Annotated in this window: 12 protein-coding genes and 2 pseudogenes; 1 reads left to right on the top strand and 13 read right to left on the bottom strand. The window is 32.0% G+C overall.

Features of this window, described 5'->3' with window-relative positions; genetic code table 11:
• Positions 1-22: 22 nt before the first annotated feature.
• Together ILT06_RS23370 and ILT06_RS23365 are read right to left on the bottom strand one after the other, a co-directional pair.
• The gene (locus ILT06_RS23370) at positions 23-598 is read right to left on the bottom strand and encodes an NUDIX hydrolase (RefSeq protein ID WP_103655353.1); all 576 of its coding nucleotides are present in this window, start codon (positions 596-598) and stop codon (positions 23-25) included.
• Positions 599-647: 49 nt separating this feature from the next.
• Positions 648-776, bottom strand: a complete 129-nt coding sequence (locus tag ILT06_RS23365) for a hypothetical protein (protein ID WP_255449769.1) — start codon at positions 774-776, stop codon at positions 648-650.
• A gap of 164 nt (positions 777-940) precedes the next feature.
• Between ILT06_RS23365 and ILT06_RS23360 the strand changes: the two are divergent.
• Positions 941-1,192 (top strand): annotated as a pseudogene (locus tag ILT06_RS23360) (MFS transporter); the annotation flags it as partial.
• Positions 1,193-1,461: 269 nt separating this feature from the next.
• Here the strand turns inward: ILT06_RS23360 and ILT06_RS23355 are convergent.
• From ILT06_RS23355 to ILT06_RS23305, 11 genes and pseudogenes are all read right to left on the bottom strand, one after another.
• Positions 1,462-2,094: a type 1 glutamine amidotransferase family protein gene (locus ILT06_RS23355; RefSeq protein ID WP_222655584.1), complete on the bottom strand. Its 633-nt coding sequence runs from the start codon at positions 2,092-2,094 to the stop codon at positions 1,462-1,464.
• A gap of 71 nt (positions 2,095-2,165) precedes the next feature.
• On the bottom strand, positions 2,166-3,131 hold the full coding sequence (locus ILT06_RS23350) for a helix-turn-helix transcriptional regulator (RefSeq protein ID WP_064475312.1): 966 nt from the start codon (positions 3,129-3,131) through the stop codon (positions 2,166-2,168).
• A gap of 64 nt (positions 3,132-3,195) precedes the next feature.
• Positions 3,196-3,432, bottom strand: a pseudogene (locus ILT06_RS23345) (helix-turn-helix domain-containing protein); the annotation flags it as partial.
• Between the two features lie 226 nt (positions 3,433-3,658).
• Positions 3,659-4,468, bottom strand: a complete 810-nt coding sequence (locus tag ILT06_RS23340; RefSeq protein WP_098111713.1) for a MerR family transcriptional regulator — start codon at positions 4,466-4,468, stop codon at positions 3,659-3,661.
• 183 nt (positions 4,469-4,651) lie between these two features.
• Complete coding sequence (locus ILT06_RS23335) at positions 4,652-7,822, bottom strand: ATP-binding cassette domain-containing protein (RefSeq protein WP_222655583.1); 3,171 nt, start codon at positions 7,820-7,822, stop codon at positions 4,652-4,654.
• Positions 7,823-7,901: 79 nt separating this feature from the next.
• Positions 7,902-8,381, bottom strand: coding sequence for an SRPBCC family protein (locus ILT06_RS23330; protein ID WP_064475309.1), 480 nt, complete (start codon positions 8,379-8,381; stop codon positions 7,902-7,904).
• A 97-nt stretch (positions 8,382-8,478) separates the two neighbouring features.
• Positions 8,479-9,216: a hypothetical protein gene (locus ILT06_RS23325; protein ID WP_222655582.1), complete on the bottom strand. Its 738-nt coding sequence runs from the start codon at positions 9,214-9,216 to the stop codon at positions 8,479-8,481.
• 79 nt (positions 9,217-9,295) lie between these two features.
• Entirely contained in the window at positions 9,296-9,853 is a 558-nt protein-coding gene (locus ILT06_RS23320; RefSeq protein WP_000985677.1) for a class I SAM-dependent methyltransferase, read from the bottom strand.
• A 118-nt stretch (positions 9,854-9,971) separates the two neighbouring features.
• Positions 9,972-11,648 (bottom strand): SpaA isopeptide-forming pilin-related protein, encoded by a 1,677-nt coding sequence (locus tag ILT06_RS23315; RefSeq protein ID WP_222655581.1) that lies wholly within the window; start codon positions 11,646-11,648, stop codon positions 9,972-9,974.
• A gap of 153 nt (positions 11,649-11,801) precedes the next feature.
• Positions 11,802-12,605, bottom strand: a complete 804-nt coding sequence (locus ILT06_RS23310; RefSeq protein WP_222655580.1) for a class C sortase — start codon at positions 12,603-12,605, stop codon at positions 11,802-11,804.
• Positions 12,606-12,697: 92 nt separating this feature from the next.
• Positions 12,698-14,401 carry a SpaA isopeptide-forming pilin-related protein gene (locus ILT06_RS23305; protein WP_222655579.1) on the bottom strand — a complete coding sequence of 568 codons (1,704 nt, stop codon included), beginning with the start codon at positions 14,399-14,401 and terminating at the stop codon, positions 12,698-12,700.
• Positions 14,402-14,617 lie beyond the last annotated feature (216 nt).

The following is a 14,617-nucleotide window of genomic DNA, read 5'->3' as shown; positions in this document are numbered from 1 at the left end:
CTTATTAAGGTGGCTTTTGTTGCTAATTTAGAAACTGCTGCAGTAATAAAGGATCCTCTTTTAAAATTCCTGCTAAAAACATAAGTTGTGGAAAAGGTTGTAAGATTAACTCTTTATTCATTTTTTCTTTCAATACAGCTATTCCATCTTGCTTAATATAATCGTTTAGTGTTATTTTTTTACTACAAATTAGCCTAATATCACTTACTGAAAGTAATAAGAGCCCGTTCGTTTCAGAGGATGGAGTTGGTTCATTTTCTGCATGTGCCATATACATAATAGATAAAGTTTCATCTGGACTATCAATAATTAAAATTGGATTGACTTCATTTTCTACTTTTACTTTCTTTGATTTTGCATTCCAATTCTCTTTATAATATGTAATTGGTGAACTCAATATAGCAATATCGATAGTAGCTTCTTCTTTCACTTCTCTTTTAGCTGTTTCTACTGCTGTTTCATCCCCTTCTTTATGTCCTCCGAGCCTTACTACACCTAATGTATCACCTTTATTCGTTGGACCAACTTGAAAAACAAATAAATTCTTATATATTACATACGCACCAGCTGTTCGCACATTCTTATCTATATGTATCAATATTTTCCCTCCTAACGACCTTTGAATAAAATAGTTTACTATAATTTTATTATGTATTTAAATTATCTTCAATCCAACACACAGCATCAAGTAGGTTTTGCGCTATATACTCAGGTACTGTTTCTTTCCACGAATGTCTATACTTTGTTAATGAATTTTCTCCCCATCCTGTTCGCAATTAAATCTTTTTCATAATACTGCCCTCATTTTTATTTCCTCCTTTAGATTTTAAAAATACCTATAAAAAGTAGGATTCATCTAAAAATTACAGAATTCTATATATAACAAGTATTGGACGGATGATTTTCAAATTCCTCTATAATAAAGGTGGTTCAAACAGTTGTGAAATTTATACTAGAACGCAGGCTTACCATTAAGACAACTTTCTCAAAAGAATACAAGATTTTCATTTTTGGTTTACTCATTTCACGAATTGGAGATTCACTATATACTTTTGCATTGCCTTGGATTGCCTATCAATTAACCGGTTCAGCTGTAATTATGAGTTCTTTATTTACTATTAATTTGCCAATTGTTTTATTCGGCCCTTTAGTTGGTGTAATGATTGATCAATACGATCGAAAAAAGTTACTATGGATGGAAAGATAATTATGTATGATTGGTTAATTGAAATTGAAGAACGAAAATATCCATTACACTCCGCTCATTTTGTACATTTTTAAATAAAATTTTGACAGTAGTTGACGAATCGAATCAAGAAGTAATTTCTCTTGATATTTACGGATAAGTTGATAAAAGGGTAGCGTCAGGAAAATACGAATTTACAACGATAAGAAAATTCCAAATTAAAAAGCCCAACTTCTCTACAAATCAAAATAGAGAAATTGAGCTTTTCAGTTACTTCATTTATTTATTGAATTCATTAACTTGAAGAAGTATTCAGGTTTATGAGTCTTATTTAGGTTATACCATGAATGTAATGCATCTGGTGTAAATACATCTATTTTTTTCAGTACCTCCATTGCAAATTCCAGAGGAGCTATTCCTGATGCAGTAACTAAATTCGTATCAGATACCGCAGATTCCGACTCATAGAACTTTTCTCCTTTATAGTTAGGACATACCATTTTAGTATATTCTAAGTTATTACTTGTATGCTTTCTAGTATCTAAGTATCCCATATTCGCGAGGCCCTCAGTTGCACCACAAATTGCAGCAACAATAGTACCAAGCTTTAAAGCTTGGCCAATTGTTTCCAAGATCGGTTGATGAATTTCTTCACTCCAAGTAGTCCCTCCTGGTAAAATTAAAAGATCTTTACTCTCAAGAGTACATTCATCAAGGGAAATATCTGGTTTTATACTCAGTCCTCCCATAGTAGTAATCATTTCTTTATTAGCTCCTACTGTAATTACTTTTAAAGGTGCTAAATCTTTTTTAAAATATCTTCCTGAGTTTAATTCTGCAATTAAATATCCAAATTCCCAGTCCGACATTGTGTTAAATACATATAGAAATACTTTTTTTGTTTGCATCCAATAACACTCCAATCACAATTTATATAGCTATTATAATATAACTTCCCTGACAGTTAACGTCAGGGAAGTTATATTACTTGATGAAATTTTATTAATTCTGAAAGAACTTCAATAAGTCTTTTCTTAAGACTTATTGGCTCAATAACTTTAATAGATTTATTGTACGGCAAAAGTAAATAAGGTACATATGTATGTATTATATCTTTTTCAAGAAGAAAAACTGCTTGATTTGAAGTCCGTTCTTGTAAATAATGTCCTAAAAACCAATGTTGGCAAATATCAGCCAATACACTTTTATCCCCATTAATAACCAAAGAAATAGTCCCTTCCTTATCTTCTATAGTTGGAAGAAGACCTTTTATAAAAAAGTCACGTGCTGAAAAATTTTCTGGTCGGTTAAACTTATTTTCTGTTAGCATTAGACTTTCAATTCGATCTACTCTGAAACTACGGATATCATTCCTAAGATGACAAAATCCAATCACATACCACTTATTATTCCAATAGATAATTTTGTACGGATCGACCAATCTATAATTTAATTGCTTTTCACCACTTTTATGGTAAATAATTTTTACTGAGTACCCGTCAGCTACCGCCTGCTCCAACTCCTTCAAAAAAGGTTCCATAGAGAGCGAACTTAATCGACTTATTACTTCAAGACTAGCTAAATGTTGGTTTATCTTTGTTTCCTGCTCTTGATTTGAGTATTTACTTAGTTTTGAAATGGCCCTATTTAGTGCTTCACCTCCATAATATCCCGCTTCTTCTGCAAAAACAGCAGCGTGAAATAGTGCAGTTTGCTCCTCAAAATCAAAAAAAAGAGGAGCCTCAATAAAATTGTTCAATAAAGTGTATCCACCGTTATGTCCTGGTTCTGAAATGATAGGTACGCCACTTGTTGAAATTGTATCAATATAACGATACACAGTCCTTATATTCATCTCTAACTTTTCTGAAATTTGTTTTGCAGTAATTTTTTCACCTGAACGAAGCATCCATAGAATTGCTAACATATTGTCAATTTTAGGCATATAATTCCACCTCTATATGAAATTTATTTTCTATTGTAATATTTCCTATTTTTAGTATAACTCATCAACTGTTCCTTTCCGATAGCTTTCTATATAATGAGAACCTAGACACATTTGTAATTTCACAAATTTGATTTACAGTCATATCTCCCTCTTTATTAAGCTTTACTGCATGATGTTTATGGTACTTCTTTAACCGACCTTTAAACTTTCCTTCTTTCTTAGCCAGTTCAATTCCTTCACGCTACCGCATACGGATAAGATCACGTTCTGGTTGGTTTACACCCGCCATAACCGTAATCTTGCACCATATGTCACCTTTTTGCTGGGAACATATTAATTTGCTAGGAGAATACCATTTTAATTCAGAGAAAGTGATCTCATTAGATTCTTTAAGGCCACTGAAACTTTCTTAACATTATTAAAAACGGGAGAATCGTCAGAAAAAAAGGTTTAGCATTGTAACATTTCCCTGACGGTACCCATAAAGAAAAAAGGCATTAATTATATGCCTTTTTTCTTTATCATCATTTAACTGGATAACAAACTTCTGTAACCCACTTATTAGGATCCGATTCCATCGCTGGGCTCACATGATAAATATTATACATTGGACCTGCTAATTCGTAACCTTCTGTCTCAATCCATTTTGCTGCAGCCTCATTTACAGCTGTCATTTGTTCATAACTTCCATTAACCGTTATGGAAGCTACATTAGTTGATTCAATATTTTTAAATGTAACGTCTTTTGTCTTTTCGTGCTTCCCTAAAATACTTAGCTGTATTTCTACATCTACATCATTTTCTTTGTATTCACGATCATGGAAAACTGCAATACTATAACTCGGATGGGCAATGCTAATATTTTTCATTTGTATTTCTTGCATTAATATACCCCATAAATCCCCTTCGCGATTATAAGATGGAATAACCTTTCTAACACTAGCTACATTTCTTTCTGGAATTTCTTTTATTGAAACATGATAGTTCATCTCAACAACATCCTCTCTCATCGTTTTCATTGAGGCTTCGAGAAGACGTAATTGTTTTTGGAGGTCATCCATTTCATCCTTTATTTGAGCACTACGATTTTCAAATTGTAATTTTATTACTTCCATATTATCGCTCTCTACTATTTCTTTAATAGTAGCAATATTAAACCCCATATCTTTTAATGTTTGAATTTGATTTACTTTCTTTAATTGGGCTGCTGAATAATATCGATATCCACTTTGTTCATCGACTTTTACTGGCTGTAATAATTCCACTTTATCGTAGTGTCTCAACATACGTATACTAATGGAAGATAGTTTTGAAAAATCCCCTATTTTAAACATGTTTTCCTCCTATGAATTACATCTACTTCGAAGCTCAACTTCATCTTAAACAATGACATTGTGTGAGAGTCAACTACTTTTAATGATTTAAATAATAATTAAATGCGTTATATTTATATAATTAAAATTGCATATTTTCGTTTTTATAATCAATTATGCTAATCAACATATTAGTTGTTTCGCTTAATTATTTATCTCCAGACATTCATAAACCGCCATCATATCTTGTTTATCCAATTCACGAATGCGATTAAAAATTGGTATTTGCGAAACATCTTCTGTTAATAAGCTTTCATCCACAACATCACAAACTTTTCCAGTTAACCATGTTTGTACATCCACGCTCTCAACAACTTCTTTTAGTCCTTCGTCATTAATACCAGTTGCAGTACAAGTTACACATGGAATTGTTAGTTTAAATACACCATCATGTAGATTATCTTCCGTTATAACTTTCTTTCCTTTACAGAATGGACATGGATTACTTTTTTTAATTTTATTAATTTGGGTAACTAACTTTTTGTATCCAAACGCTTCGTATACATACGTAAGTTTTTTATATTTACCATTTGTGAAATACTTATCTATAATGTTTTCTCTCGTTTCATAAACATTAGGGAAATCACAAACAGTTACTTGATTATTAACACTAATGGATTCGATATTTCCTTTTATTTCGTCCCAGAATGGTAAGACATTTTGTAACACCATTTCGTAGTTTGAAAAGCTTGCCTGTTCTAATTCAAACATTTTCAGTGCAACTTGTGCTTTTCTTGGCAATAAAGAAACATCTTCTGTCAATCTCATATCGCCACCAACAATAGATTTCAATTTTTGAAGTGCAGGTAAATCACCGACTATCTTCAACACTTCATCAATAGGTTGATTGATAATTTCACGAATATCGAAGTTAGCAAATTTAAGCGGTTTTTGATGATTTAATACCGTTCCCTCACAAATTGGACATGTTATCAATTCTTTAGAAGTCTTAATTTCCTCTTTAATAGCTGCTTTTGAAATAACAATATATCCACCAATAATCGTATTAAATCCTACCCATGTTCTGCGTGTCTTTCCTTTTTTATCATAAAATGATTTTTCAAAATATCCGTACCAAAACGTATGCTTTTCTTCTTCTGACATATCATTATAGCTCTTTGATAAATCTTGACCAAGCTCATTTTTAATTTCTTCAAATAAAAATTCTATTTTTTCATATTGATAAAATTTTAATACTTTCATGATTTCCGGATCAAATAAACCATCCCAAAATGGAACGTTTTTATCTTGAATTGCAATATCTTTATCAAAAACTTCAATTTGAAGGCGTCCAGAACAAGATGGACAATGATTGTCCTGTGAATAGAAATCAAAACTTCTCGTATCTTTATTAGTTGGATGAGCAGCTACAATATGATTAATTAGTCCACCAATTTCATATAAGAAACTATATTGACTATATAAATGTCTTTCAAGATCAATAGCAACAACAGGTGCAATTGTATCAGATTCATATTCACTATAAATTAAACGGGCCATTGATGATAAACTTTTTAAAATACCACCCTTATAAATATTTTCGGCATTTTTAAAATAGTGAATATGATTTTCTTCTAAATAGTGAACGCCTTCTTTATGCTTAAGTGCTGAAGAAATATGTATTTGCTCTGCATTATTCACACTGCTTTTTTGACGATAATAATCTTCATGACTTACTACATCAAGATGCTTTATAGATTCAAGCTGTCTTTTCCCGAAATCTACAATATAATCAGAGCTTTCTAACATATAACTATTATGTTCAATCATGATGATAGAGACTGATTCATCTTGTAATATCCCTCTAACACTATCTATAAATTGGTTTAAAATATTTTGTGATAAACCTTTTGAAGGCTCATCAAAAATAAATAATGTATGTGGATTTCTTGTGTTTGCAAATAACTCCGAAACTAAATGAACACATTGGAACTCACCTGTTGATAATGTTTGTGTTTTTCGTTCTAACGTTAAATAACCTAGTCCTAATTTAATTAATAAACTCAAGCGTTTATACGCAATATCTTCATTTGGGAGTTCATCTATAATATCCTCAATCGAACGCTCAAAAATATCATCAATTTCTTCGCTATACTTTGTGAGTTTCTTTTTAATATCTAGGAAAGTGGCTACAGTTGATCGACTTGTAATGGATTGATTTCGATCTTGTCCTACCATAACTAATTTATCTTTTGGATATCGTTTCAAGAAATCTGTAGCTAAACATTCATTGACAAGTGTAGATTTCCCGCATCCAGATTCTCCAGTAACCGTCACAAGCCTATTTTTAGGGATTTGAAACTCCGCCATTTGGATATTACGGCAATTTAATTCATGGAATGTATAATATTCTGTTGGTACTTCTTTATTTAGATCCGACAGTATTGGTTTTGGTCTTGGCGATTCTTTCACAATTTGTCCACCATATTTTCCGCTACCAGGTCCAAAGAACAATTGCTCATCTGTTGTATCCAGTACAGTATCTGAATGATCAATGAGCCAAATTTGATTTTTACACCCTAACTGCTTAATCTCTTCTAATATTTGTAATAATGTTTCATGATCAAGTCCAACTGAAATCTCATCAATAATAATTACAGCATTTTCGCTTACTGCCATAAATTCAGCCAAATATAGTCTTGTTAACTCTCCACCTGACAACGTACCCATAATTCGATTTAATGTTAAATAACCAATGTTCATATTAATTATATTTTTCAGTATATGTTGCTTTGCTTCACTAATATTTAACTCTTCCGCTAACGAAAGAATAGACTCAACACTTAAATCATTAATATTTGAAATTGTATGTGGTTTAGCAAATAAATCTATCGTATGTTGTTCGATTTCTTCGCTATAACGTTTTCCCATACATTTTTTACACTCAATATTTTTAGTAGTACCTCGGCCTTTACAGCCAGTACACCAGCCTAACTGGTTATTGAATGAAAAAACCTCAGGTGAAAGATGAAATACATCAGCAAGTTTTTCACGTACCTCTGTGAAAACACCAGTATGTGTACCGATTGTTGAACGTGGATTGGAAGAAATCGATGATTTTCCTAGAAAAAGAACTAAAGGCATATCTTCTATCTTAATAGCACTAAAATTCGTTTCCATAATGTTAGGAAATAAATATTGATATTCAGCCTTTGGCAATAAAGAAACTAATCGTTTTTTTGATTCTTCACCAATCGTTTGACAAAAGGTTGTTTTACCTGATCCTGATAAACCAGCAATTCCAAACGACTTATTAAATGGAATAGCTGTATCTAATTTATTTATGTTATTAGCAATTAATTGATTTACTTTCATATTAACCTCTATTCTTATTTTTCATGAAAACCATTTTTACAATATAATAATTACATAATAAATATATTATCTTACGTAATTATCCTCTCACTTCAAGAACCTTATCCTTATATATTTCAAACCATTGTTGCCATTCATCTTTAGAAAATTCTTTTTCTTTCCCTTCTAGTACGGAAGAAAAAAGATCTAAGCAAATATGCCAACCAGCTATATCTTTCGGTGTATGATCAGTTAATACATGAATGTACTCTTTAAGAAGTAAAAGAGTCCCACTTTCTTCTTTATGTATTTCAAATCGGACACGATCTTTATCCCAAGTAAATTCAAGTACTGAATTTACTTGACACTCTAAAATATCAATATTTATAAATGAACCGTCCATCATGTCGAACTTTATTATTCCACCCGTTTTAAGACTTTCAATTTGTAAATTAGACATCCATTTTTTAAGCTTACTGTTTTCTGTTAAAACAGACCAAACTTCCTCTATCGAATATGAAAAATAACGCTCAAATTGTACTACATATTCATTACCTTGTTTATCTATTACAGCTAACATTATAAATTAACCTCCTTTTCGCCTAAACGAATGTACGTTCTATTTTTATTTTACATGATTTCAATAAAAAAGGAAATCACTATTACATCCCATTAATTTAAGAGGTTTTTGTTAACTCCAAAATTGATCGACTTATTATATATGAGAGCTCTAATCTAATTGACCATGCTTTTATCGGGTCAATAATATTATCTTGGTTAAGGTTGTTCACGTATTTTAAACCTTCTACCGCAATGTAACCAATATTAAAATCTGTAAAAGTATTTATAATCATTGGCCATTCTCCATCAGTCATTCTGCATTTAGAATATTTTATTATGTAATCAATTGCTTGTTTTGATAACGCACATGAACCAGCTGTAATATCTACTTGTTTCCCTAATTGTAATGACATAATTTTATTCGATACTGTTTCTGTAATTTTCCATTCTTCAGGATGTGTCTGAAAAGCTTTCTCCGTTCTGCCAATGATTAAGTAATCTACATCAACTATATTCTGAATGAACAAATTAAGCTCAGCTGGATATTCTTTAATCCAAGTTAGCAAACGATCAAAATCACAATAGTGATAGTAATCATGATTATAGTTACTAACAAACTTCAAAGAATCCCTACGTGCGTTCCCTACTCCTAATTTTTCTACTATATTTATATGGAAGTTACATTCTGCTAGTTCTTTTACAACCTCTTTAGGTGTTACATTACTAATTGTTATATATTTTTTATCATAATTTAAATTTAACAATTCCTCTTTTAGTTCTTTTATTGTAGATAATAAGCTCCCTGTTGGATCATGAGTAATGCATGTTAATGCCACTTGTTTTATAGGTTGCATAGTATATTCATCCCCTTTGCAAAATAAAAAGCAGAAAGAACACTTTCTGCTTTTTATAATTACTTGCTTGAAAAATTTATCATTTAATCGCATCAACAATTAAAGATGGAAAACCAAGTTTATCACCTTTATTTCTAGAATCATACCTTTTCGAACGGAAAATAACACCGTCATTTGCATCCCATTCGTTGTAATAAAACTGACCATTTTCATCACAATATTCAAGTAAAACTACCTCAAATCCAGCAGTTTCAAACATTTTCGTTAATGTTTTATAATTATGAACAATTTTATGACTTGCTGCTGGATGATCTTTCGGACCAGGTCCGCCTATTTGAACTATATTTTGGTATGCTTCGTCTCGGAAAAATGCATCAGGAACACCGCACCGAATGTGCCCTGCTGGCTTTAAAAATTCATAACAAATTTCTGCTGCCCTTACACCTTCTTCAAACGTAAGGTGTTCCCATACATGCTCAGCTAAAATAGCTGAAATAGAATTGTATTCAAATCTTTCTTCCCACGTAACTTTATCTAGTAAATTAAGTTCATCTTCTTGCGTTTGTATCCAACCTGGATTATTATTAAACACCCCAGCTCCGACTACTACTTTAATTTCGTCTTGTTTTATTGCCATCACTTTCACCTCGTAAACATTTTAATTATTAATATATTCTATGTTTACTATTATCCTTCCTTCTTCAACAAATTTAGTAGCATGAATCTAGTACAATGCCGAACTCATCCCCTAAAAACTATCTAATGTAACGATTTTTCTTACAGAAATATAGCACACCAAACATTAGCACAAAACCAGTCACGTAAAAACTTGTTGTTCCGCTGCCACCAGTATTAGGAATTACCCAATTATTTTTCACATTTTTCACTGTTAGTTTTTGTGTCCTTACCGCTTCTGTAATTTCTATTTCTATTGGATCTCTAAGTAACATATATCCGTTTGGCGCTTTTATTTCTTTAACCGTATACTTTCCAATTACTAACTGGTTGGAAATCACCTTTCCTTTTTCATCCGTTGTTAATCTAGTAACTTCTTTACCTTCTTTATCTAACACTTGAAATACAGCACCTTTTAGTTTTAAATTAATATCCTTATCATCAACTTTCTCAATTTCAAATTGCCCAGTCGGGTCAGGTAATTTCTTATTCCCTATTTTAATTTCTACTACTGTATCTTTTTCTATTTTTACAGCTATTTTATCTTTTAATAATTCATAACCTTTAGGTGCTTCTACTTCCACTAGGGTATAGTTACCTATTGGCAATTCTTTTGATATCGCTTCTCCTTTTTCATCTGTTACTAACTCACCAACTACTTTTTTATTTGAATCTTCAATATGAAACTTTGCCCCCATCAATTCTTTATTATCATTATTACTATCTACTTTTTTTATCTTTACTTTTCCTGTACTAGGCTTGTACCAATGTTGCCAATTAAATTTGAAATTGTGAAATTCAAATCCACCAGTTTGTTGTACTGCACCGACAAATGCTTGTCCATTAATCGAACCGCCTTTTGTTTCTAATACAGCATTTGGAGCAAACACACTCCCAACGACACCATATCCCTCTGTTGTGATTTTTTTTGCATTAGGAAAAACCCAAATCACCTTCCCGTATAACTCAGTGAACGGTGAATTAGGAGAATAGGGTTGTGATGTAGGAATTATATCTGTAGCCCTACCAATATTGTTCGTGTCATATAAGATAGCACCATTTTTAAATGTAACCTCTATTGCATCTGAATACATAACGATAAAATCTTTTCCTTTAGCATTAGGTAAAAAGACATCTCTTATATCTAAATTGATTTTCCCTACCAATTCTGATGAAACATAAATATTAGGATTGTTTATATCTTTTCCGATTCCATAACTCATATTTGGAATTGGGGTATTCGTTTTATATTGACCTGCATTTTTACTGACTTGGTTCACTATGTTGTGAAATTCATTAAATTTCGCGTTAATTTCTAGTTTTTCTTTATAAACGATACGATCATAAGAAGATTGTATGATACGATCTGGATCACTCTCTTTTGTCATTACGACTATTCCGTTTTGAATGATAAAAGATTCCTCTCTTGACTTTTTAAATTTTCCAGACAATAACAAGGATGGATATCCCTCGTCATCCCATTTTCCCCCAACTATATTAGATGTTCCCGCTGCTGCACCTACAATTGTATAACCAGATGCATCCATATCACCTTGAACTGCAATTGCTCCTTCAATGTCGCCACCTACTGCTATATGGTTACCAAAGACAACAGCATTATAACGCGATATATCCCCTAGACCTTCTAAGTTAGTCGTGGATCCATATGCTTCTTTTGGTGCATATACGACAAAACTTACACATAACATTAACAAAACCATAAAATGAATACTTACCAACTTTAATCGTAACCTCAATTCCTTTGTCCCCACCTTTACCGTATTTTTTCTACAGTCGAATAAAGTGAAACTTTTTTCAGTGAGGATTTACTTCATCCCCTATATACCTTCTTTGCTTATCTCTGGATTTTCGGTCCCACTGCCCATTAATACAGGATAAATAAATTCATTCTATCGAGTTAATTTTTTCTTATAAATTGCGACTAGTAACACACATAATAATAGGATTAAGACTACTACGGTCCACTTATTAAACATAAATATCTCTTTACGCATTTTTTGTTTTTCTTTCTCGTTAAACTCCACACGCTCACCTCGAACCAGTAATCTATTTGTGTTTACTCCATAAGGCGTACATGTAATTAATGTTATATAATCTTTATTTTCCACAATTTTCAAATCGTCCGTTTCGTGTGGTAACACTACTTTAATTTGATCTACTTTATAAGCAAGAATTTTGTCTAAAGAATGAATATAAAAAAGATCTCCTTCACTCAATTTATCTAAATCTGTAAATAATTTTGCTGATGGTAAACCACGATGCCCTGTTAAAATAGTGTGCGTATTTTCTCCACCTACCGGAAGTGAAGAATAATCTAAATGACCTACCCCGCGACTCAAAACTTCCTCAGAGGTCCCTTGATAGATTGGCAGTTTTATATTAATTTTCGATATTTCAATATACCCCATTACATCACCTAAATTTAACGCATCGACATACGCTTGATGATTATTTTTTTCTTCAGAAAATGGATCTGCAAATGTTTTCATGGAAGTTTGAACTTGTTTATTATATTCGGTTGCTTCTTTTTCCCTACGTTCAACTTCTTTCTTTTGTAGTGCTTTGATTTTCTTATCGTAGGAGCTAATCTCAGAATAATGTGCACGAGTCGCCAACCAATTACTAATAGTAGGATATAAAAAAATAGCTAATCCAAATAAAAAAATACCTCCTAAAACAAGATTTCGTTTCATATTTCCACCTCTGCATATACTAAAATATTGAAAAGAGGGGAGCATTTTGCTTCTCCCCTTTTCACATCACTTGGTTACATGTTCCTAAAACCTTAATTATTAGCAAACTTTTTTCTAAAGAAAACAAATGCCGCTGTAGCCATTAACGCAAGGCCTAGTACAGTAAATAGAGTCGTTCCGATACCACCCGTTACAGGAAGAACCCATCCACTTTTATTATTTTCAATCGATAATTTAACCGTTTGATTATTTTCGCTAATCTTTACAACAATAGGGTCCTTTAATAATTGATATGAAGCTGTTGTACCATCTTCTTTTGTATAAGTTGGTGCTTTCGTTTCAAAAATTTGATAGTCTCCATACGGAATGTTAGTCCATTTAATAACACCATTTTCATCTGATACACCTGTGACTTCTTTACCTGCCACAACAACTATTTTTCCATTTTTATCTTTAAGTACAAACTCCGCACCTTTTAATTTCTTCTTATCAGCACCATCAACTTTTGTTAACTCGATAATTCCAGTTGTCGGAACAACAACTACAGGTTTAGATTCCTTTTCTCCAATTACATCATTTTTATTTATAAAATCAATTTTTGCTGTATTTAAAATTTCCGAACCAGATAGTACTCCTTCTTTTACTTGTGATTTAATTTGTAAATGAAATTCTTTTTTACCATCTAACTTTGTGAAATCTTTTACTGTAGCTGTTACTTTTTGGCCTTCTACAGCTACCTCTACAATACTTGCATTTACTTCCGTTCCATCAATTTTCACGACTGGTTTTCCTTGAATCATTAAACGATTGTCTAAAGTATCTGTTACTACATATTTTTTGTATTCTTTAATGTCTTCTGGAATTAATGTTTTGATATCATAATTGTAATTAGTTAACGGATTAATTGGTAACGCTTCCAAATCCCCGTTAATCTTTTTATCAATATTTGGTTCTTCATAGTTTTGCACTTCTACTTTAACTACTGTACCAGAAGTAATTGTTCCATCTTCGTTAATAGTTCCGGAGTTCTTTATAAAAAACTCGTGTTTAGTCGGATCTAGTACATACCCTTTCGGCGCTTTTGTCTCTTGGAAATAGTATTCCCCATACTCTAATCCTTGCACGCGAATATGCCCATTACCATCTGTTGCTAACTCTTTTTTCACTTCTGTACCATCTTTTTTAAATAAAGAGAATACTGCACCTGCTAATGCTTTTTCATTTGCACCAGTCTTTACTAAATCAACTGCACCACGTTTAATCTCATTTTTCGGATACATATGAACATCATAGTTTAGCACTTTACCCTCTTTATTCGTTAATGGAATATCCACTGTATACGTATTTGGATTTAGGTTAACATTCGGAGGTCCTGCCACTTCTTTCACTTCATAACGTCCTAGCGGAAGATCTTTTAATACAGCTTGTCCGTTATTATCTGTTACTACTTGAGTTGGAGTTGCTCCCATTATAGGCTTCACATCTTCTTTCACGATTTTCCCATCGTTTGAAATTTTTTCAAACGATGCAACCCTTTTCACTTCAAACGTTACACCTTTTAACGGTTTCGCATTTGTTGGTACCTCTTGATTTGCAGAGCCATCACCTTCTAGCCCCGGTGCGCCATCTTTTTCTTTTTCTTTTTCTTTTTCTTTTTCTTTTTCTTTTTCTTTTTCTTGTTCATATTTATGAATCGTTAAAGTACCTTTGGATGGTGAAGCTGCCTTTACTAATACACTAGACCATGTAGAAAATGTTAAGAAAAATACTAAAAGCACACTAAATATTTTTTTCATTTCTCTTATCCCCTTTACTACTTCTATCATTTTAAAAATCTCTTTATTACTATTACCCTCTTAAAAGCAATAGTGTGCCAAGTACCAGATTTAAACGAGTAACCTAAAACATAGTCGTCCAACAATCCATTGTTTACAATCACTTATTCACTCTTCTTATTTTCTATTATTACGTTGTCTCTCCGTATGATATATGTAGTTTTCCCCCTGAATTAC

Origin of the sequence: Bacillus sp. 17RED48 (genome assembly GCF_019837545.1) — a bacterium.
GTDB classification, from domain to species: Bacteria; Bacillota; Bacilli; order Bacillales; family Bacillaceae_G; genus Bacillus_A; species Bacillus_A wiedmannii.
This window is presented reverse-complemented; position numbering and strand designations above follow the sequence as displayed.

Bases quoted from the DNA above. Each gene is read 5' to 3' on its own strand.
- ILT06_RS23355 (WP_222655584.1), bottom strand. From the start codon at position 2,094: ATGCAAACAAAAAAAGTATTTCTATATGTATTTAACACAATGTCGGAC.
- ILT06_RS23350 (WP_064475312.1), bottom strand. From the start codon at position 3,131: ATGCCTAAAATTGACAATATGTTAGCAATTCTATGGATGCTTCGTTCA.
- ILT06_RS23340 (WP_098111713.1), bottom strand. From the start codon at position 4,468: ATGTTTAAAATAGGGGATTTTTCAAAACTATCTTCCATTAGTATACGT.
- ILT06_RS23335 (WP_222655583.1), bottom strand. From the start codon at position 7,822: ATGAAAGTAAATCAATTAATTGCTAATAACATAAATAAATTAGATACA.
- ILT06_RS23330 (WP_064475309.1), bottom strand. From the start codon at position 8,381: ATGTTAGCTGTAATAGATAAACAAGGTAATGAATATGTAGTACAATTT.
- ILT06_RS23325 (WP_222655582.1), bottom strand. From the start codon at position 9,216: ATGCAACCTATAAAACAAGTGGCATTAACATGCATTACTCATGATCCA.
- ILT06_RS23320 (WP_000985677.1), bottom strand. From the start codon at position 9,853: ATGGCAATAAAACAAGACGAAATTAAAGTAGTAGTCGGAGCTGGGGTG.
- ILT06_RS23310 (WP_222655580.1), bottom strand. From the start codon at position 12,605: ATGAAACGAAATCTTGTTTTAGGAGGTATTTTTTTATTTGGATTAGCT.
- ILT06_RS23305 (WP_222655579.1), bottom strand. From the start codon at position 14,401: ATGAAAAAAATATTTAGTGTGCTTTTAGTATTTTTCTTAACATTTTCT.